This window comes from Agrobacterium sp. 5Ca50, from assembly GCF_055381905.1.
Genome location: NZ_AP026438.1, coordinates 581,825 through 600,576, shown reverse-complemented (window position 1 = coordinate 600,576; position 18,752 = coordinate 581,825). Strand labels below are relative to the sequence as shown.

Genomic DNA, 18,752 nt, shown 5'->3' with positions numbered 1-18,752 from the left:
ATTACTTCTGAAAAATCTTCCAGCGTGTTGGGCGGAAACGCAGTTCCTGCCCAACCACGATCGACGCGTGCAGCGGCACTTCGATTTCCAGATGGTAGGGATCATGGCCGTTATTGGCGATGTCGATTTCCGCAATGCGTGTTCCGGCCAGACGACGACAGGTGGTAACCTTGCCGTAAAGCGCCCCCTGATCGATAGTCAGTTCGACATCTTCCGGACGGAAGAACAGTTCACCCTCTCCCTTGCCTTCATCGGAAACGCCGATCTGCTCACCCTGGAAAAGAACGTGGCCGTCCTTGATCGACACCGGCAGGCTGGAAGATTCACCGATAAAGGAAAACACGAAAGGTGAGTTGGGACGATCGTACACGTCATCGGCCGTTCCAACCTGCTCGATCTTACCCTGGCTCATCACCACCACACGGTCGGCCAGTTCCAGCGCCTCTTCCTGATCATGTGTTACGAAGACGGTGGTGTGCCCAGTACGGTCATGGAATTCACGCAGCCAGCGGCGCAGTTCCTTGCGCACCTTGGCGTCAAGCGCGCCGAATGGTTCGTCGAGCAGCAGGACCTTTGGTTCGATTGCCACGGCACGTGCCAAAGCAACACGCTGGCGCTGACCGCCTGACAGCTGGTTCGGATACCGTTTTTCAAGGCCGCTCAGATGCACCATATCAAGCAGTTCCGACACGCGGCGCTTGATCTCGCTTTTGGCCGGACGTGTGTCCGACGGGCGTACCTTCAAGCCAAAGGCAATATTTTCGGCCACCGTCATGTGGCGGAAAAGCGCATAGTGCTGAAACACGAAACCAACGTTACGTTCCTGAACACTGCGGTGCGAGGCATCCTCATCACCGAAAAAGATCTGCCCTTGCGTGGGTTGCTCCAAACCGGCGATCAAACGCAACAGCGTGGTTTTGCCCGAACCGGAAGGTCCAAGAAGCGCGATCAGTTCTCCAGAACGAATGTCCAGCGACACATCGTTCAAAGCCGGAAAACGATCAAACTGCTTGGTAATGCCGGAAACTTTGACTTCCATAAAAATGCCCTTCAATGCTTGCCGGCAGCGTTGCCCGCGCCAAAGCGAATTTCAAGAATAGTTTTCAGAACGAGCGTAACCAGTGCCAGACCTGCCAGCAGCGTTGCGACAGCAAATGAAGCGCCGATATTATACTCATTATAGAGAATCTCGACATGCAACGGCATGGTGTTGGTTTCACCGCGAATGTGACCTGATACCACCGACACAGCGCCGAATTCACCCATGGCACGCGCATTACACAGCAACACACCGTAAAGCAGGCCCCATTTGATATTGGGTAGCGTGACGTACCAGAAGGTCTGCCAGCCGGACGCCCCGAGCGAAATGGCCGCTTCTTCGTCACCCGTTCCCTGCTCCTGCATCAGCGGGATCAGTTCGCGTGCCACGAACGGAAAGGTCACAAATACCGTGGCCAATACGATGCCGGGCACGGCAAACAGGATTTCGATACCGTAGCTTTTCAGCCATGGACCGAGCACGCTGTGGGACGAAAACAGGATGACATAAACAAGGCCCGAAATCACAGGTGAAATCGAGAACGGTAGGTCAATCAGCGTAATCAGAAAAGCCTTGCCCTTGAATTCGAACTTCGCAATGGCCCAGGCCGCTGCGACACCGAAGATCAGGTTTAGCGGGACAGAGATTGCCGCGACAAGCAATGTCAGGCGAATGGCCGACAGAGCATCTGGCTCGACAATCGCTTCCCAGAAGGCTTCTCCGCCCTTGCGGAAAGCTTCAAAAAACACCGAGACCAGCGGCAGGACCAGAAACAGGGCCAGAAAGAGGAAAGCCAGAGCAAAAAGCGCCAGCTTTGCAAGCGGACCTTCAGTTGCCGGATCACGGAATGGTCTGGATTGGATGGTGCGCGCATTATCAGGCATATCCGTACCTCTTGCGGCTCCAAGCCTGAATGAGATTGATGACAAAAAGCATAGCAAAAGAAATAATCAGCATGATCGTCGCTATGCCTGTCGCGCCTGCGTAATTGAATTCCTCCAGACGGATGACAATCAAAAGCGGCGCGATTTCCGAGACATAAGGAATATTGCCAGCAATAAAGATGACCGACCCATATTCACCCACGCCACGCGCGAAGGCCAGTGCAAAGCCCGTGAGGATTGCCGGAACCAGACCCGGCAGCAGAATACGAGTGATGGTCTGAAAACGATTGGCGCCCAAAGTCGCGGCAACCTCTTCCACCTGACGGTCAATTTCCTCCATGACCGGCTGCACGGTGCGCACTACAAATGGCAGACCGATGAAGATCAGCGCGATGACAATACCGGTTGGTGTGAAGGCGATCTTGATGCCGAAGGGCTCAAACCACGACCCAACCCAACCACGGTTAGAGTAAAGTGCGGTGAGCGCAATACCGGCAACGGCGGTGGGCAAAGCAAACGGCAGGTCGACGATGGCGTCAACAAACCGGCGGCCGGGGAAGCGATAACGCACCAGCACCCATGCGATTATGACGCCGAACACGGCGTTGACCAGGGCGGCTACGAAGGCCGTGCCAAAGCTAACGCGCAGGGCGTTCAGTGTTCTGCTATCTGTGGCGATGGCAATAAAGTCTGCCAGACCGAGTTTTGCGGTGGACCATACCAAGCCGCCAAGTGGAATGAGAATTATAAGAAAAAGGTAAGTTATCGTGTAGCCGAGCGTCAGGCCAAATCCTGGCAGGACACTCGACTGACGCCACTTCCACCTGCTTGGCGATGGGGTATTGCTCATCAATGCTCCGGGTAAACTCTGGTGGCGAAAGCCACCCTTTTCAGAACGCCGGGAAAACTGGACTAATCCCGCCACTCTCAGCTGTTGTTCAGGCACCAGGCGTCAGGACACGCTGTCAGGCAAAATCCACACCGGCACTTTACGCGCCATCGACCGGCTTGTGGCCGGTCGATATTTTATCCGGTCTGGACTGGTTTGCTGCCAATCCAGAATGTTCACATCATCCGCTTACTTGCCGGGCTTGTAAATCTGGTCGAAGATGCCGCCGTCACCAAAATGTTCCGGCTGCGCCTTGGCCCATCCGCCAAACAACGGGTCGTCGATGGTGACCAGCTTGATATCTGGCAGCTGCTTCAACAGGTCAGGTGCGACGACAGACGGGTTGGATGGACGGTAGAAGTGCTTGGCAGCAATGTTCTGACCTTCGTCAGAATAAAGATACTGCAGGTAAGCTTCTGCAACCTTGCGGGTACCCTTGGCATCGACGTTCTTGTCAACCACAGCGACTGGTGGCTCCGCGAGGATGGAGATCGGCGGCACAACGATATCGAAAGCGTCCTTGCCGAATTCCTCACCGGCCAGATAGGCTTCGTTTTCCCAGGCCAGCAGCACGTCACCAATCTGACGCTGTGCGAAGGTTACCGTTGAACCACGGGCGCCTGTGTCCAGCACCGGAGCGCGTTTGTAGAGTTCAGCCACATAGGCTTTGATCTTGTCCTGATCGCCCTTGTACTCTTCATTGGCCCATGCCCAGGCAGCAAGATAGTTCCAGCGTGCGCCACCTGAGGTCTTCGGGTTTGGCGTTACGATCTGGATATCGCCCTTTACGAGGTCACCCCAGTTATGGATGCCCTTCGGGTTGCCCTTGCGCACCAGGAAGACGATTGTCGATGTATAAGGAGATGAATTGTGCGGCAGGCGTGTGCGCCAGTCGGCATTGATCTTGCCACCATTCTTCACGATGGCATCGATGTCGCTTTGCAGTGCCAGCGTGACTACATCGGCTTCAAGACCGTCGATAACCGAACGGGCCTGTTTGCCGGAGCCGCCATGCGACTGCTGAATGGTAATGTCTTCACCCGTATCGGCCTTCCACTTCTTGGCGAAGGCGTCGTTGAAATCCTTGTAAAGCTCACGGGTCGGGTCGTAGGAAACGTTCAACAGTTTAGTATCGGCCGAGGCGGCGCTAAACGAGCCAACCGTCAGTGAAAGGCTCAGAGCCAGAACGCTCAAGCCGGAGAGAAGCTTTGACATAGGTTTTCCTCCTATTGGATGCCTCTTAACTCTACTGGTTCAGTCGTCTTGGTCAATCGCAGGAATTGTGATTGCAAAAGTGTTTCCCCCCGGCTTTCCGGCGGGCAATAAACACAGTGCACAACGGCAAAATTGCGCAATATGGCCCTTTGAACTCAAACACACAGGCAAAACGAATTCACGTTTTTATGCAAAAACGGGACACTACAGGCAGGATAATTCATTCAGGCGGAATATTGTTCCCCGCCAAATCGCGTCAAGCGTCAGGCCTTGAGCAACTCCGGAACCATCACACCGCTGACCGAATCCTCGATGGTGGTGTTGAACAGGATGTTGCGGGTGCTGTCGGCAACGCGGGCAAATACGTGGCGAATTTCGCACTGACTTTCGCCATCACAGTCCTCACATTGGCGGTACGCCGTCTGCGACAGACAGGGCAGCGGCGCAACGGGACCATCGATCAGACGTAGGATTTCGCCAAAAGTAATATCATTGGCTGGGCGCAGCAGAAGATAACCGCCTTGCTTGCCACGTCGGCTTTCGACGTAACCTTCGCGTTTCAGCTCCAGAAGGATCTGCTCCAGAAACTTTTTCGGAATGGCTCGTTTCTTGGCTATATCGGAAATCTGCACAGGACATGCGTCATCGCTTTGTGCCAATGCGGCCAGCGCCCTCAACGCATATTTCGCCTTCTGGGAAATCATAACAAAACCAAAAACACGCCACGCAAACAAATGTTCCCCCCGCATTAGCGCAATTTCCGAAAGAATTCAAACCGATGACCGCCCTTCTTACGCGTGGGCACGTTTTGCTTAAGAATTGGCATGTGTGAGAGATATTTGCTCCCTAAAGCAAAGGCCAAAGACTCACATTTCTTACAAAGAGCGGCCTGAAGACCGATAATCGCCAAAATCGCAGATGGATGCCGATGATGACGATGCCTAAGCCTTTGCAGACCGATAAACCTCTCGACATTGTGTCGCTGGATGAAGCCCTTGCCTCACTGGATTTAGCCGGGAGGCTATCGCTTGTGGCAGGGCTTGGCGGTCGTGCGGTGTTTACCACCAGCCTTGGCATTGAAGACCAGGTTATCACCGCTGCCATCGGCACCCACCGGCTGCCAATCGAAGTGGCAACGCTTGAAACCGGCCGTCTGTTTGCCGAAACCGTTACGCTGATTTCGGAAACCGAAGAACGCTACGATATCGCCATCCGTCGCTTTTATCCCGAACAGGACGACATCGACGCCTATGCCGCCAAGTACGGCCTGAACGGCTTTTACGAGAGCGTTGAAGCCCGCCATGCCTGCTGTCATGTCAGAAAGCTGAAGCCGCTGGCCAGAGCGCTGGAAGGTGCTTCTTTCTGGATTACCGGCCTGCGCCGTGGTCAGTCCGGCAACCGGGCGTCCACGCCCTTTGCCGAATATGACGCGGACAGAAACCTCATCAAAATCAACGCCCTTGCAGACTGGGATATTGATGCGATCCACGCCCATGTGACGAAGGAGAGCATTCCGGTGAACCCGTTGCACGGACGTGGTTATCCCTCGATCGGCTGCGAACCGTGTACACGCGCCATCAAGCCCGGTGAGCCTGAGCGCGCCGGACGCTGGTGGTGGGAAAACGACGAAAAGCGCGAGTGCGGCCTCCATGTTGCGGAAGCACCTCAAGCCTCTCTCCTCCCCTCATCATCCCAGCAGTAACCTTTTCTCAGAATTCAGAAATCCCGGAGTTTTTACATGTCCAGTGCCCTTCCGGAAACGGAAAGCAAAAGCCCGCTTGCACCCAAGCCGCCTCTTGATCCCCATCTGAAAGCCCTTGAAAACGAAGCCATTCACATTTTCCGTGAAGTTGCAGCCGAGTTCGAAAATCCTGTGATGCTGTATTCCATCGGCAAGGACTCGTCGGTCCTGCTGCATCTGGCGCGCAAGGCTTTTTTCCCTGGCCGCGTGCCGTTTCCGTTGTTGCACGTCAACACCGGTTGGAAGTTCAAGGAAATGATCGAGTTCCGTGACCGCATGGTCAAGGAATATGATCTGGACCTGATTTCCCACACCAACCCGCGTGGTGATGCAGAGAAGATTTCGCCGTTTACCCATGGTTCGCTTTACACCGACATCATGAAAACCGAAGCGCTGAAGCAGGCGCTGGATGCCGGCAAATTCGATGCTGCATTCGGTGGCGCACGCCGCGACGAAGAAGCAAGCCGCGCAAAGGAACGTATCTACTCGTTCCGCACGCCGGATCATCGCTGGGACCCGCGCAACCAGCGCCCGGAACTGTGGAACATCTATAACGGCATGATCAAGCGTGGCGAAAGCGTACGCGCCTTCCCGCTGTCCAACTGGACGGAAGTCGATATCTGGCGTTACATTCAGGCGGAAAACATTCCGCTGGTGCCACTCTATTACGCCAAGAAGCGCCCCTATGTTGAGCGCGATGGCATGATGATCCTGGCGGAAGATGAACGTCTGGAACTCCTGCCGGGCGAAGTGAAGCAGGAAGGTATGATCCGCTTCCGCACACTCGGCTGCTTCCCACTGACCGGCGCCATCCGCTCCACAGCGACGACGCTGACAGAAGTTATCGACGAGCTGGAAATTGCGACCGTTTCCGAACGGCAAGGCCGCGCCATTGACCGTGACCAGTCCGGCTCCATGGAAAAGAAGAAACGCGAAGGATATTTCTGATATGGCCTCCCATAACGAAACCACCTCCGCAACAATTCTGCCGTTTGCAGAACCGGTCAAGGCAGTGCGTGACACGCGCCCTTTGCGCCTGATTACCTGCGGCAGCGTGGATGACGGAAAATCGACCCTGATCGGCCGCCTGCTTTGGGACACCAAGGCTGTGAAGGAAGATCAGGCTGCAACGCTACGTCGTGACAGCGGCAAGCAGAACGACCTTGGTCTGCCGGACTTTGCATTGTTGCTGGATGGCCTTCAAGCCGAGCGCGAACAAGGCATCACTATCGATGTCGCCTATCGTTATTTCTCGACCGAAAAACGCGCCTTCATCGTCGCAGACACGCCCGGCCACGAGCAGTATACGCGCAACATGGCAACCGGCGCTTCGACCGCCGACCTTGCCATTCTGCTGATCGACGCCCGCGTCGGCATCCTTGAGCAGACCCGTCGTCATGCGACGATTGCTGCCCTGATGGGTATCAAGCAGTTCGTGTTGGCGATCAACAAGATCGACTTGACCAATTACGATAAGGCCGGCTTTGAGCTTATCGCCCATGACTTCCGCGAATTTGCGCTGTCGCTGGGTGTAAAGCAGATTACCGCCATTCCTATGTCTGCGCTGAAGGGCGAAAACGTAGTGCTGAGCGGTCATGCCGCCATGCCATGGTATGATGGCCCGACTTTGGTCGAAACACTGGAACTGGCAACTGTCCGCTCCTCGCAAACCGTTGGTTTCCGCATGCCGGTGCAGCGCGTTTCGCGTCCGGGCGAAAGCTTCCGCGGTTATCAGGGCACCATTGCCGGTGGCTCAGTCAAGCCGGGCGATTCCGTCGTCATTCTGCCCTCCGGTACGGTTGCCAACGTCAAGCAGATCGTGACGTTTGATCTGGTGCGCAACGCTGCTGTGGCGGGTGATGCCGTTACGCTGGTGCTTGACCGGCAGGTCGACATTTCCCGTGGTGACGTCATCAGCTCAATTGACGGCCAGCCGCATGCCGGGCTTGCCTTTGATGCGCAACTGGTTGCCTTGCAACCCGGTGGCATTGAACCCAATAAACGTTACTGGCTGAAAAGCGGCAGTCGCCGCCAGCGTGTAACAGTTGAGCCGGTCTCACAACTCGACCTCAAGAACGGCAAATGGCAGGAACATTCGACCGCACTGGCGATGAACGCCATCGGCAAGGTGCATCTGGCCTTTGATGAGACTGCGATCTTTGATCCCTATGAACTGAACCGTGCGACTGGCTCGTTCATCCTGATCGACCCGGACACCAACAACACGGTTGCGGGTGGCATGATCGTGTCCAAGCGCAGCGATGTTAGCGCATTGGGCAGCAATGAACGGGTGATCCTATCACTGCCAGCAGATCTGGCTGAAAAGTTGCTGTCGAGCGAGCTGTTTGAGAACCGCCGTGATGACATTGACGTTCGCCGGACAAATGCAACTGCAGCCAACCGGATCATCAATGATCTGAGCTGAGGTTCCGCGTTCAACCAATGCAAAAGCCACCTTCCTCGGAAGGTGGCTTTTTGATTTTTGCCTGTTACGGCATACCGCGCTTGGTTTGGAGATCTTCAAGTATTCCTGCTAGTGCAGGAAGAACATCCAGATCAAAAGCACAACAACAAACGGTACGCCCATGGCCCACAGAAGCATTGCTCTTAACATGTTTCTACCTCCTTGCTTGTTCGAATAAATAACGACAGGGCGATGGAAAAGGTTCCAGAGCAGTTCAGAGACTTATTTCAAATTGATACAGGGCTGCGTAGTCGCCGCGTGGTTTGCCGCTCGACAAACTGATAGTCGAGGCTGACGATTTTCTCCTCAACCTTTTTTCCTGCCGCCAGCGTCAGCAGCATGTCGGCAGCGCGGTAGCCCATCTCGAAACGCGGAATACGCACCGTCGTCAGCGGCGGTTCAGTAACGCTCGCAAAGTCCAAATCGTTAAAACCACAGATTCCGAAATCTTCGGGGATACGGATGCCGAGACGTTGAGCCTCAAAAATAACACCCAACGCCACATCATCGCTATGACATAAAACGCCATCGGCATCCGGCACGGCCTCAATGAAAGCGCGCGCAAGGCGAGAGCCCAGCCTTGGGCTTGGCGGCGTATCCTCCCAGATCACCAGTTTTTCGTCGTATAGGCCAGCATCGCGCATCGCCTCGCAATAGCCCATCTGGCGCTGTCGGACGCGGAAATCATTGCCGCCACCGATCAGTGCGAAACGACGATAGCCCTGTGCCAGCATATGCCGTGTTGCGGCTCGTGCTGCACTCCGATGGTCAATCGCCACTGCAAATTCCGATAATGGAAAACTGACATCAACGGTTTGCACGATGGGGCATGCGGCCTCGCGCATGAGCGCTTCCATACTGCCGTGATCTTCTACCCCGGCCAGAATGATACCGGCCGGACGCTGCGCGGCAAACAGGCGGATCTTGGCAATTTCTTCGGCCAGATCATAATGGGTATTGGCATATTGAATGCTGTAATCACTGCCCCTCACCCGCTCCTCGATGCCACGCACCACACTCAGTACGGCAGCATGTGACAGGGATGGAACAAGCACGCCAATGAAACCACTGCTGCCACGCGCGAGGGCCCGCGCTGCGAGATCCGGAACGTAACCCATTTCCGCTACAATTTGCAGAATCATCTCACGCAACGTCTCGGAAACCTTGTCCGGCTCCCGCAATGCTCTTGAAACGGTTATTGCACTGACACCAGCTTTTTCTGCGACGTGCTGCAAGGTAATCTTTTCACGCGCCGTGCGTTTGTTGCGTAATGTCAATCATGCACCTCTGGAGAACGATCCCAGTTTAATTACCCTATTTTAACCGCATTTTCAAACTGCAACGTTGTAGATTGAATATTATCGGCCGGAAATTGAATCGCTTCTGTTCATAATATTTAAAAGAAAACGCATTACGTGCCACACCCCCATAAATGGGGGTACAGTATTAAATCATCATAAACCAAACCAAACACTGTATTGCACGCAAGTGATGGAAACTAGTTTTCGTCCCTTCAAAATATCGTAGAGTATTCGCAAACAATTTTACGGAAATGAACACGCATATGATTACCACAGATCATTTTTTCCACTCCGGCAATGCCCGCCTTGCTTTTGGTGAAGCTGGCGAAGGCGAACCGGTTATTCTGACCCATGGCTATACCTCCAGCACCGCCACCCAGTGGGGCAAAGATGGCGTATTAGACTCCTTGCCGAGCCAGTTTCGCGTCATCGCACTCGATAATCGCGGCCATGGCAACAGCCAAAGCCTGCATCGCCGCGAAGACTACGGCCGGGAAATGGCGCTGGATGTGTTGCGTCTGATGGATCATCTGAAGCTAGAACGCGCGCATATTCTAGCCTATTCGCTTGGTGCGCATATCGCCGCTCAAACACTGACTATCGCGCCCGAGCGTATGGCAAGCCTGACACTTGGTGGCGGGGTCGGACGCTGGAATTTTACGGCCGCAGAACTTCAGGCGATTTCTGACGAGGCGGATGAACTGGCCAATGGTGCAATGACCAAGCACATATTGCGCATGTGGACTGGTTCGCCCAAACCCGGCCCAGAGGAGGTTATCGAGATTTCGCGCCAGAGGCTCGCGGGCAAGGATGCATTGTCTCTTTCCGCCATCAAACGCTCAATGCCGGACCATATTGTGACCGTTGAGGAGATGAAGGCGAGTATCGAAAGGACGTCGCTACCGGTTCTCGGCATTATCGGTTCACTGGACTGGCAGGCGGAAGCCATGCGGGAACTCAAGAGCCGCATCCCGCAAATCGAGCATGTGGAAATTGACGGCGCCACTCACGGCAACGCCACATCCCACCCGCTGTTTCGGCAAGCTGTCACTGACTTCCTCAAGCGTCATCCAATGGCATGACGGTTTGGCATCCACGATCTCAGTTTGCCGGTTGATCAGCGGAACAGCTGCGCGATATTTTCGGAGTTGGAGTTGGCAATCGACAGCGCCTGGATTGCCAATTGCTGCTGTGTCTGGAGCGCTTTCAACCGCGTCGAGACCTCATTCATGTCGGCATCGACAAGCCGGCCGATGCCCTGACTGATAGACTGGGAAAGCCGATTGGCGAATCCGCTCTGCATGTCGATACGCATGGAAAGCGCTCCAAGTGTCGCGGCGCTGTCAATCGCCTCGCGCAACATGTGCTCAACACCCTCAATGTATTTGTCGATCTTGAAGCGGCTGGAGGTGACATCGATCTCGGCAAGGTCAAAATCCAGCGAGAATGGCAGGTTGGTGCGCACGTTTGAAACGTTGAACCTTGCTGCCCGGTTTCCGGCCTCGGGATACATCGCCGGGTCTGCCATGAAGACGACAACGCCTGGATATTCCAGATCATTGGATATGACCGTGACGCCGGTACCTGCCGTTACATAGGCAAGCACAGTCGCCAGTTCGTGGCGGTCGCCAATATATCCATCTGTTGTGCCAAGGGCCGCATCAACGGTTGCCTTGTTTATGAGCATTGTCTGCACGCCACCGCCATTGACCTCAACGTCAAAGCGGATTTCCGCAGTTGCCGAAACCGTGAAGCCTTCGGTGAAGCTAAGAGTGCCCTTGGGGAACATGTTGTCGTGATTGTTGGACGGCGCATCCTCGAGCCCCAGCGCAAAACCCGCTGGATGTCCCACCGCGAAACTGGAGGTTACCCCGACAATGTCCACGCTGGAACCATTATGCCCTGATGTTTCAAGCGAACCGATTTCGAAGCGGGTGGCAGAGTTACCGAAGGATGTATAAGCCGGAGGTCTTACGGCCCACAAGGGAACGCTGTTATCATCAAACACCTGCTGCAACACACGTGTCATGTCGTAGGCATTGTTGATGGTGCCGGTGGTCGTACCAAGGGCGTTATCAATTACGCTCTTGTCTATTCTCAAATTGTTGACCGTTACACCGGCGTCGGTGTCGAAGGCGTCGATCAACACCGAAAACTCGATGAAGTCGGCGACATCAAACGTGGCAGGCCCTGTAAATTCGTGGGTTTCATGGCCGTTATGGGCAGAGGCATTCATGTTGGCATTGGCAAAACCGCCCATGTCGCTCACGCCGCCGAGATCTTTCTGCAGAATGCCGCCGCCGCCGGCATTAAGCATGCTGATGCTTTTCAGATCGACCTCTGTCGTCTTCACCGCAACCGAACCGTCGCTTGATCTGACGAAAGCGGAAACCACTGATGATGTCAGGCTGTCCGTTTCCATCAGATGGGTTGTCGCGTCGGTGTTCAGCCAGTTGGCACCGCTGAAGCTTGAAGACGCCACGATGCTCTCGGCCTGCGCATTCAACTGCGTCAACTCTTCCTGGATCTTGGAGCGGTCCAAGCCCTCTTCCTTCGCAGCCACCAGACGGGCCTTGAACTGTTTGAGCACATCAACAACCGAACTGGTTCCAGCATAGGCCGTATCAACCTTTGCAGCGCCAAGACCCAGAGCATCGCTGACGGCAGACAGCGCCATGTTGTCCGATCGCATGGTGGTCGCAATCGACCAGTAGGCAGCATTGTCAGACGCAGACGAAATACGCAGACCAGAAGAGGTCTCGTTCTGTGCTTGCCGAAGACTGGAATCGATGGCGCGCAACGTCTGGAGTGCAGACATCGCTCCAACGTTCGTAAGAATGCTGGTCATAATAGCTCATGGGAAAATTGTGAGATGCTCGTCATGAGCTATGAGAGGTTGCATGCAATACAACCGAACATGGTTAACAACTCGTTAACCAAGGCGCCAAGAGGTTAAAACGGTGATAATTTTTACGCTATTGGCGGCATCAAACACTATGGTTGAATAAGAGCGCAACCGACCGACACCACTCTGGCATCAAGCCATGAGTTATTGATCTGGGAAGAGCAAAAAGCGTGTTTGCAAACTGTGCGCAGAGGCGAAAAAAATAACACGCCAACCCAAACATGGCAGGTCAAAATATTTGATTTTATGGGATAAAATGGTCGGAGTGGAGAGATTCGAACTCCCGACCCTCTGGTCCCAAACCAGATGCGCTACCAGACTGCGCTACACTCCGTTACCTGCGGCACTCTATAGACCAGCCTAAAACGTTCCACAAGCGGACAACGCAGCTTTTGTGTAAATTTTATGATGGTTCTTTGCTCATTTCGTTTGGGCCTGCGCATCCGCAATTTTCAGCCGGCTGCAAACGTTACAAAAAAGCAATTCCGTCAATAAATCGCACATTAGCACTCGCAAAACACTCCATTCGACGCAACAAATCTGCTAGGCGACGCACATACACGGCAATCAGCCGGACAAAATTCAAAAGGATCTCGACCATGCGATTTCGCAGCGTAATGCTGGCAGGGCTGGCTGTTGCCCTCACCGCCTGCACAACAACGTCACTGCCAGCAACGAACCCAATCGAAAGCCGCTGGAAGGGACAGTCCGCAGGCGTATTTTTTGCAAAATACGGCCCGCCGATCAGCGACACGGCATCTGGCAGCGAAACGCTTTACACATGGCGCGGCGGATACAAGAACACACGCGTTCCTGCGCAATTTGAGCAGACCAAGGACGGCAAGCGCGGCAAGCAGACTGCACCAGCCCGCACACTCTACCTGTCTTGTACAGTGCAGATCACAGCTTCAGAAGATTACACCATCCGCTCGATCCGCCCGGTTGCCGACCGCCCAGGCGTGAACGGCCCGAGCTACTGCGCAGAATTCCTGACTGCTGAGTAATACATACAACGACCAATACGGCCCCGCAGTAACATCGGGGCCGTGATGTTATTGACGCTGCCAGACCGATTGATCAGCAGACTTCAAACGCAAAATCATCTTGAAAAATGTGGCTGGGGCGCCAGGATTTTAATCCAAAATTATTCAGCCTTCTGATTTCTTTTATTTATCTGTTTTTATTGATCTATTTCCGCGAAAATTGTAACACACGACTGTAACACACGGACCATCCAAGTGGGGCAGTTATGGCAAGAGTGAGTTTTCTTCTCCGGCGTGGCGCGAGCTATTATGCACGGGTGCGCGTTCCTGTTGATCTTGTCGAAATCGTCGGCAAGAAGGAGTTAGTGAAGGCACTTGGCACAAAAGACGAGGCGGAAGCCAAGCGTAAAATGTGGCCGCTAGTTGAAGAATGGAATCGTCAGTTTGACGATATTCGATCACGCCGCAACATCACCCCGGATGACAAAGCCGTCGCTGTCTGGCAGCACTATACAACGGTTTTGCAACGCGACGACCAAGCCCGCCGCGACATGCCGACACCCGCCGACATTGAGGCAGAAAAGACAAAGATCATTGATCGCGCCAATGCCGGTGAAATCCCGAACACCGACCCGCTCACAATCTTTGACGCCACCCTTGACCTTGAGGTCATGAAGAACGCCCGCCAGTTTGACGAACATACACGGCGCACAAAACTGGATGCCCTACAGAAGCAGCTAATGACCGGCGAAACAGCACTGATCGCCCATGAGGTTGACGCTTATGCCGACGCTAGCAAACTTCTCATGGACGCCCCTAGTCCGGATTGGAAGGACACCGCTCACCAGATGATTCGGGCAGAGATTGAAGGATTGAAACGCAGCCTTGAGCGCGACAAAGGCGATTATAGCGGCACACCATCCGACCCTATTTTAAAGCCTGCCACCAGCAACACACGCGAGAGAGCCGCCCCCGGTGAATCCATCATGGAAGTCTTCGCGATATATGAGCGCGAAAACCCCAACAGCGTCACACAGGACACCTTAGCACAGGCACGCCGCGATATCGGAACCTTGGTTGATTATGTCGGCAGCACCTACCCCGTGCATCGTATCGACAAGAAGGCCGTCCGCGAGTGGAAATCGCTTTTGATCAAATACCCGGTCAAGGCCACAGAAACCAAAGCCTTTGCCGGGATGAAGATTGCCCAGATCGTGAAGCACAATGAGACAGTCGGAAAACCTGTCCTCAACTCCCGCACCGTAAACCGATATCTTTCCAGCCTTGGCGCATTCTGTAGCTGGCTAGTGGCGCATGGCTACATTGATGCAAATCCCACAGACGGCATGTCGCTGGCAAAGGATAAGAAAAAGAAGGCATTGCCCTTCACCATCGAACAGATGAATACCTTGTTTCAATCGCCACTGTTCACAGGTTGCGAGAGTGACGAAGCTCCCCGTTTCTGGAACAAGCCGGGTCACGTCCTGATACGCGATCACCGTTTTTGGGTGCCGTTGATCATGCTCTACTCTGGCGCACGACCATCGGAAATTGCGCAGCTTCTGGTTTCGGACGTGCGACAGGAACACGGCCATTGGATCATGGAAATCACAGAAACCGATGATGGCGAAGAAACCGGCAAAAGCGTGAAGAATGTCGGTTCCCGCCGCGTTGTGCCAATCCACAGCGAACTTATCCGCCTTGGTTTCAAGAAGTATCATGACAGTATGAAGAATGCGGGGCAGACCCGCCTGTTTCCGCAGGCGCAACGCAATGAGCGCGGCCAAATGATAGCAGACTACAGCCGGGAGTTTGGCCGTTACCTGACAAGGATTGGCCTCAAGATTGGACGCGGTATATCCCTTTACAGTTTCCGTCATGGCGCATTCGATGCCATGCGACGTGCCGGTTATCTGGATGAACAATTCGGTTACATTTTCGGCCACCAGTCCGGCAATAAGGTGACGCGGGGTTACGGGATATTGCCGCAGGGTATGCTTGAACAGCGTGCCGAACTGATCAACGCAATCTCATACCCCGGATTGAATATTGATCATTTATTTTGATATTTTTCTCAAAAATCATCATTTTTGCTGATTTTTGGGATTCACATGGGAATCTTAAAGTGGGATAATATTCCTAGATTTTTCTAGGACTATTATCCTTATGCGATTGTGGCGTGGTGTTAAAAGCAGGACAGAGGAAACGGAACAGAAATCTATTCCGTTATCCGATCCTGACATTCGGGAGATGTTTGGGGGTAATCCTCACAACGTCACGCAAGTAACCGGCACCTCCGCCTTAGAAATCCCAGCAGTTCTACAAGCTATCCGCCTCATTTCAGAAACGATTGGTTCCCTTCCAGTAAAGCTCTACCGGGAGCATGCGAACGTCAAGGAAGTTGCCAAGGCACACACCGCTCATAAAATCGTCCACAAACGGGCGAACGAATGGACCGGCGCAGGCACAATTCGCACGCAGCTTACCTCTGACGCCCTGATCTATGGCAACGGATTTGCGCGTGTTGTCCGATATGCAGACGGACGCCCGTTTGAACTTATCCGCCTCCGCCCCGACACTGTGTCGGTGATTGAGGACAGTTTAGGCGCCTCCCCACCAATCTATCGCGTTTCAGAGAATGGCGGCTCTTACGAACATTCGCACACTGAAATTCTTCATATTGCTTCATTCCTCAATCGCTCACCGACACATTTTGGTAGCAAAGCTATTGGCCTTGCCTCCGTTCTGGAAAGCCACGGCTCGAAATTCTTCACTTCGGGCGCGCGTCCAAATGCCGTGATCTCGAATGAAAAAGGTCTGGGTAACGAAGCAGGCGCAGCCGCGATCTTAAACATGCGTAAGAGCTTCCGAAGGTGGATGCAAGGCACAACCGGCGATCCACTTATTATGGAGGGTGGTTGGAAGTATAACGCCCCCGCTCTCACATCGACAGATAGCCAGTATGTCGAAAACCGGCTTGAGCAAATCAACGAAATTGCCCGTGTTTTTGGCGTCCCCCCGCACCTGCTGTTTCAGCTTGACCGCGCAACGTGGAGCAACGCCGAAAAGATGGGCGCAAGCTTCCTTCAGCTCTGCCTTCGCCCGTGGTTGGACCGTTGGCAGGAAGCGCTTGCAACTGCCCTTCTGACAGAATCCGAACAAGACGATCATTGGTTTGAATTTACGACTGATGACCTTATGCGCGCCGACGCTGCAAGCCGCACCGCCAATATCACGGCACTTGTCACCAATCGCGTCATGTCGCCAAACGAAGCACGCGCAATCCTCAACATGTCTCCCCTGCCCGGTGGGAATGAGTTGGTCAACCCTCACACCACGTCCGGCGCAACACCAATCCCGGCACCTGAAAAGGAACCCACCGAATGAGCGAACACCGCGCCTTTTTTGGCGACGGCGAGAAAGCTTTCGCCTTCCCGACCCGTGACTTGATTATGGAACTGGAGGCAAAAACCGGTCACGGCATCGGCGCACTGTTTCGCCGGTTCCGCGATATCAATTACAGCTTCACAGACGTTTCCGAAATCCTCCGGCTTGGCTTGATTGGCGGCGGCACTGCCCCGCAGGAAGCCGACCGCCTTGTGTCCGTCTATGTAGTCGGCAGGCCATTGGCTGAAGTTTTCAGCGTTGCCGATGGCGTTATCACCACCCTGTTTTTCGGCAAGGATGAAGAACCCCAGACCGAAATCCGACACGCCGCAGTAACCGGCGATATGAGCGCCGCCATCAATGAAAGCTTGAAGCAGGTGGCTGCATGACAGCCACCGCAATTGAAACCGGCAATCTCGAAATCAAGGCTGAAGTCTCGATTGACGACACCGGCACTGTAACCGGCATCGCATGGCCGTTCGGTCAGCCCGACAGCTACGGCGATCTTATTGAACCCACCGCATTCAGCTTTGCTGGCCGTGTCCCGATGATCGTGGAGCATGAGCAAAAGAGCGTTGTTGGCGTCTGGGAAACCTATGCCGTCACGGACAAAGGGCTTGAGGTTAAAGGCCGTCTGTTTGTGGAAGGCATCGAACCAGCACGGCAAGCACGCCTTGCCCTGCAACGCGGCACAATGCGCGGCCTGTCCATCGGATATCGCCTTCATGAAGCCAAGGCACGCCCAGAAGGCGGGCGCGTCCTCACAGCCCTCACCATCAATGAAATCAGCCTTTGCAAGCGCCCGGTGCATCCAGACGCGCGCATCACTGAAACGAAATCTCACCCGATCAACGTTGAACAGGAAAACACCGAAATGGAAAATGCAGAGCAGAAAAAGCCGGAGGCAGTTGCCGACCCGGTTGTGAGTGCAGAAGAAATCAAGGCGCTCAAACACGAAATCGCCACCATGCAGGCAAAGCTTAATCGCCGCCCATCTAGCGCGAATAACAACCATCCGAAGGCCGTTAACGACAACGGCAACGAAGTGAAGGCATTCGAAACGGAAGTCCGGCAGGCGCTTCTAGAAAAGAAAGCTCTCACGGTCGCAGCACCCGGCACCGCTGATAATCTAGTTTGGGATGAATTCTCGACTACGATTCTTGAAAAGCTTCGCCCTGTCTCCCCGGTTCGCCAACTTGCCACAGTCGTTACAGTCGGAAGCGCCTTGTTTCAGATTCCTCGACTGGTCAACCGCGTTCAACCCGGCAGCGTCACTGAAGTGCAGGCTAAGCCGTCCTCCGAACCGTCGTTCGAACAGATCGATATCAAGAATTTCGCCATGGGCGTTATGACGCCTGTTTCGCGAACCGCTCTCGAAGATAACGCAGTTAATCTCGGCTCTTACCTTCAGAACCATATCAGCTCTGAATTCAGCACTCTTGAAAACGAATGGTTTGTCACCGGCGATGGCACAACTCAGGCAGAAGGTATTCTTACCTCGACCGACGTTGAGAGTATCCCCGCCGGGTCACTTATCTCGGCAGATAGCTTGCTTGATGTTCTGTATGGGGTGAAATCGGCGTATGCGTTGAATGGTTCCTGGCTCATGAACCGCAGGACCATGCGCGCCGTGCGTGGCCTTCGAGACAGCGACGGCAATCTGCTTTGGCAGTCTGGTCTTCAGGCTGGCCAGCCCGGTCTGCTGCTTGGCAAACCGGTCTATGAATGTGACTTCATGCCGGACGCAAGCGCGGACGAAACGCCGATTATCTTCGGTGATTTCAATCGCGGCTATCTGATCACAGATCGCATCACCTTTGAGCCGTTTGCTGACTACAACACCCGCTTCGGCGAGGATATTGTTGTCTTCGGTGGCCGTCGCCGTGTCGGTGGCAAGGTGGTTATGGGCGAAGCCCTGATCAAGTTGAAGATCGCGGCATAATC

15 protein-coding genes, 1 tRNA gene and 2 pseudogenes are annotated in these 18,752 nt (G+C 54.2%); 9 read left to right on the top strand and 9 right to left on the bottom strand.

Going from position 1 to position 18,752, the window contains the following annotated elements; translation table 11 throughout:
* Position 1 precedes the first annotated feature (1 nt).
* The 5 genes from ACZ5FM_RS02865 to ACZ5FM_RS02845 form a co-directional block, all read right to left on the bottom strand.
* A complete protein-coding gene (locus ACZ5FM_RS02865; protein WP_312943419.1) occupies positions 2-1,039 on the bottom strand; it encodes a sulfate/molybdate ABC transporter ATP-binding protein in 1,038 nt (345 codons plus the stop codon).
* Positions 1,040-1,050: 11 nt separating this feature from the next.
* Positions 1,051-1,923 carry a sulfate ABC transporter permease subunit CysW gene (gene cysW / locus ACZ5FM_RS02860; RefSeq protein WP_250983136.1) on the bottom strand — a complete coding sequence of 291 codons (873 nt, stop codon included), beginning with the start codon at positions 1,921-1,923 and terminating at the stop codon, positions 1,051-1,053.
* The gene (cysT, locus tag ACZ5FM_RS02855) at positions 1,916-2,773 is read right to left on the bottom strand and encodes a sulfate ABC transporter permease subunit CysT (protein WP_250983137.1); all 858 of its coding nucleotides are present in this window, start codon (positions 2,771-2,773) and stop codon (positions 1,916-1,918) included. Before cysT ends, cysW begins: the two co-directional genes overlap by 8 nt.
* A gap of 228 nt (positions 2,774-3,001) precedes the next feature.
* Positions 3,002-4,027 (bottom strand): sulfate ABC transporter substrate-binding protein, encoded by a 1,026-nt coding sequence (locus tag ACZ5FM_RS02850; RefSeq protein ID WP_250983138.1) that lies wholly within the window; start codon positions 4,025-4,027, stop codon positions 3,002-3,004.
* 263 nt (positions 4,028-4,290) lie between these two features.
* Positions 4,291-4,731 (bottom strand): RrF2 family transcriptional regulator, encoded by a 441-nt coding sequence (locus tag ACZ5FM_RS02845; protein WP_250983139.1) that lies wholly within the window; start codon positions 4,729-4,731, stop codon positions 4,291-4,293.
* A gap of 227 nt (positions 4,732-4,958) precedes the next feature.
* Between ACZ5FM_RS02845 and ACZ5FM_RS02840 the strand changes: the two genes are divergently transcribed.
* From ACZ5FM_RS02840 to cysN, 3 genes are read left to right on the top strand one after another with little or no spacing between them, the layout of a single operon-like run.
* Positions 4,959-5,729 (top strand): phosphoadenylyl-sulfate reductase, encoded by a 771-nt coding sequence (locus tag ACZ5FM_RS02840; RefSeq protein WP_409515553.1) that lies wholly within the window; start codon positions 4,959-4,961, stop codon positions 5,727-5,729.
* A gap of 36 nt (positions 5,730-5,765) precedes the next feature.
* A complete protein-coding gene (gene cysD / locus ACZ5FM_RS02835; RefSeq protein ID WP_250983140.1) occupies positions 5,766-6,716 on the top strand; it encodes a sulfate adenylyltransferase subunit CysD in 951 nt (316 codons plus the stop codon).
* Position 6,717: 1 nt separating this feature from the next.
* Positions 6,718-8,193, top strand: coding sequence for a sulfate adenylyltransferase subunit CysN (cysN, locus tag ACZ5FM_RS02830; RefSeq protein WP_464039652.1), 1,476 nt, complete (start codon positions 6,718-6,720; stop codon positions 8,191-8,193).
* A 266-nt stretch (positions 8,194-8,459) separates the two neighbouring features.
* On the opposite strand, the gene ACZ5FM_RS02825 is transcribed toward cysN, so the two are convergent.
* Positions 8,460-9,509: a LacI family DNA-binding transcriptional regulator gene (locus tag ACZ5FM_RS02825; protein WP_259145663.1), complete on the bottom strand. Its 1,050-nt coding sequence runs from the start codon at positions 9,507-9,509 to the stop codon at positions 8,460-8,462.
* Positions 9,510-9,796: 287 nt separating this feature from the next.
* On the opposite strand from ACZ5FM_RS02825, the gene ACZ5FM_RS02820 reads away from it, so the two are divergent.
* Positions 9,797-10,615, top strand: coding sequence for an alpha/beta fold hydrolase (locus ACZ5FM_RS02820; RefSeq protein ID WP_464039650.1), 819 nt, complete (start codon positions 9,797-9,799; stop codon positions 10,613-10,615).
* A gap of 35 nt (positions 10,616-10,650) precedes the next feature.
* On the opposite strand, the pseudogene ACZ5FM_RS02815 reads toward ACZ5FM_RS02820, so the two are convergent.
* The 3 genes and pseudogenes from ACZ5FM_RS02815 to ACZ5FM_RS02805 form a co-directional block, all read right to left on the bottom strand.
* Positions 10,651-10,953 (bottom strand): annotated as a pseudogene (locus ACZ5FM_RS02815) (flagellin); the annotation flags it as partial.
* 1,032 nt (positions 10,954-11,985) lie between these two features.
* Positions 11,986-12,381: pseudogene (locus tag ACZ5FM_RS02810) on the bottom strand (flagellin N-terminal helical domain-containing protein); the annotation flags it as partial.
* A 314-nt stretch (positions 12,382-12,695) separates the two neighbouring features.
* A tRNA-Pro gene (locus tag ACZ5FM_RS02805) sits at positions 12,696-12,772 on the bottom strand.
* A gap of 265 nt (positions 12,773-13,037) precedes the next feature.
* On the opposite strand from ACZ5FM_RS02805, the gene ACZ5FM_RS02800 reads away from it, so the two are divergent.
* The 5 genes from ACZ5FM_RS02800 to ACZ5FM_RS02780 all read left to right on the top strand — a co-directional run bounded on the left by ACZ5FM_RS02800 (position 13,038) and on the right by ACZ5FM_RS02780 (position 18,750).
* Positions 13,038-13,442, top strand: a complete 405-nt coding sequence (locus ACZ5FM_RS02800) for a hypothetical protein (RefSeq protein ID WP_192487209.1) — start codon at positions 13,038-13,040, stop codon at positions 13,440-13,442.
* 245 nt (positions 13,443-13,687) lie between these two features.
* The gene (locus ACZ5FM_RS02795) at positions 13,688-15,487 is read left to right on the top strand and encodes a DUF6538 domain-containing protein (protein ID WP_464039648.1); all 1,800 of its coding nucleotides are present in this window, start codon (positions 13,688-13,690) and stop codon (positions 15,485-15,487) included.
* A gap of 184 nt (positions 15,488-15,671) precedes the next feature.
* The gene (locus ACZ5FM_RS02790) at positions 15,672-16,808 is read left to right on the top strand and encodes a phage portal protein (RefSeq protein WP_464039647.1); all 1,137 of its coding nucleotides are present in this window, start codon (positions 15,672-15,674) and stop codon (positions 16,806-16,808) included.
* Positions 16,805-17,197: a gene transfer agent family protein gene (locus ACZ5FM_RS02785; RefSeq protein WP_464039645.1), complete on the top strand. Its 393-nt coding sequence runs from the start codon at positions 16,805-16,807 to the stop codon at positions 17,195-17,197. Before ACZ5FM_RS02790 ends, ACZ5FM_RS02785 begins: the two co-directional genes overlap by 4 nt.
* Positions 17,194-18,750: a phage major capsid protein gene (locus ACZ5FM_RS02780; RefSeq protein ID WP_464039644.1), complete on the top strand. Its 1,557-nt coding sequence runs from the start codon at positions 17,194-17,196 to the stop codon at positions 18,748-18,750. The genes ACZ5FM_RS02785 and ACZ5FM_RS02780 overlap by 4 nt, the downstream gene beginning before the upstream one ends.
* Positions 18,751-18,752 lie beyond the last annotated feature (2 nt).

Coding starts and splice junctions, on each gene's coding strand:
- cysT (WP_250983137.1), bottom strand. CDS start 2,773: ATGAGCAATACCCCATCGCCAAGCAGGTGGAAGTGGCGTCAGTCGAGT.
- ACZ5FM_RS02845 (WP_250983139.1), bottom strand. CDS start 4,731: ATGATTTCCCAGAAGGCGAAATATGCGTTGAGGGCGCTGGCCGCATTG.
- ACZ5FM_RS02850 (WP_250983138.1), bottom strand. CDS start 4,027: ATGTCAAAGCTTCTCTCCGGCTTGAGCGTTCTGGCTCTGAGCCTTTCA.
- cysN (WP_464039652.1), top strand. CDS start 6,718: ATGGCCTCCCATAACGAAACCACCTCCGCAACAATTCTGCCGTTTGCA.
- cysD (WP_250983140.1), top strand. CDS start 5,766: ATGTCCAGTGCCCTTCCGGAAACGGAAAGCAAAAGCCCGCTTGCACCC.
- ACZ5FM_RS02820 (WP_464039650.1), top strand. CDS start 9,797: ATGATTACCACAGATCATTTTTTCCACTCCGGCAATGCCCGCCTTGCT.
- ACZ5FM_RS02800 (WP_192487209.1), top strand. CDS start 13,038: ATGCGATTTCGCAGCGTAATGCTGGCAGGGCTGGCTGTTGCCCTCACC.
- ACZ5FM_RS02785 (WP_464039645.1), top strand. CDS start 16,805: ATGAGCGAACACCGCGCCTTTTTTGGCGACGGCGAGAAAGCTTTCGCC.
- ACZ5FM_RS02840 (WP_409515553.1), top strand. CDS start 4,959: ATGACGATGCCTAAGCCTTTGCAGACCGATAAACCTCTCGACATTGTG.
- ACZ5FM_RS02865 (WP_312943419.1), bottom strand. CDS start 1,039: ATGGAAGTCAAAGTTTCCGGCATTACCAAGCAGTTTGATCGTTTTCCG.
- ACZ5FM_RS02790 (WP_464039647.1), top strand. CDS start 15,672: ATGTTTGGGGGTAATCCTCACAACGTCACGCAAGTAACCGGCACCTCC.
- ACZ5FM_RS02795 (WP_464039648.1), top strand. CDS start 13,688: ATGGCAAGAGTGAGTTTTCTTCTCCGGCGTGGCGCGAGCTATTATGCA.
- ACZ5FM_RS02780 (WP_464039644.1), top strand. CDS start 17,194: ATGACAGCCACCGCAATTGAAACCGGCAATCTCGAAATCAAGGCTGAA.
- cysW (WP_250983136.1), bottom strand. CDS start 1,923: ATGCCTGATAATGCGCGCACCATCCAATCCAGACCATTCCGTGATCCG.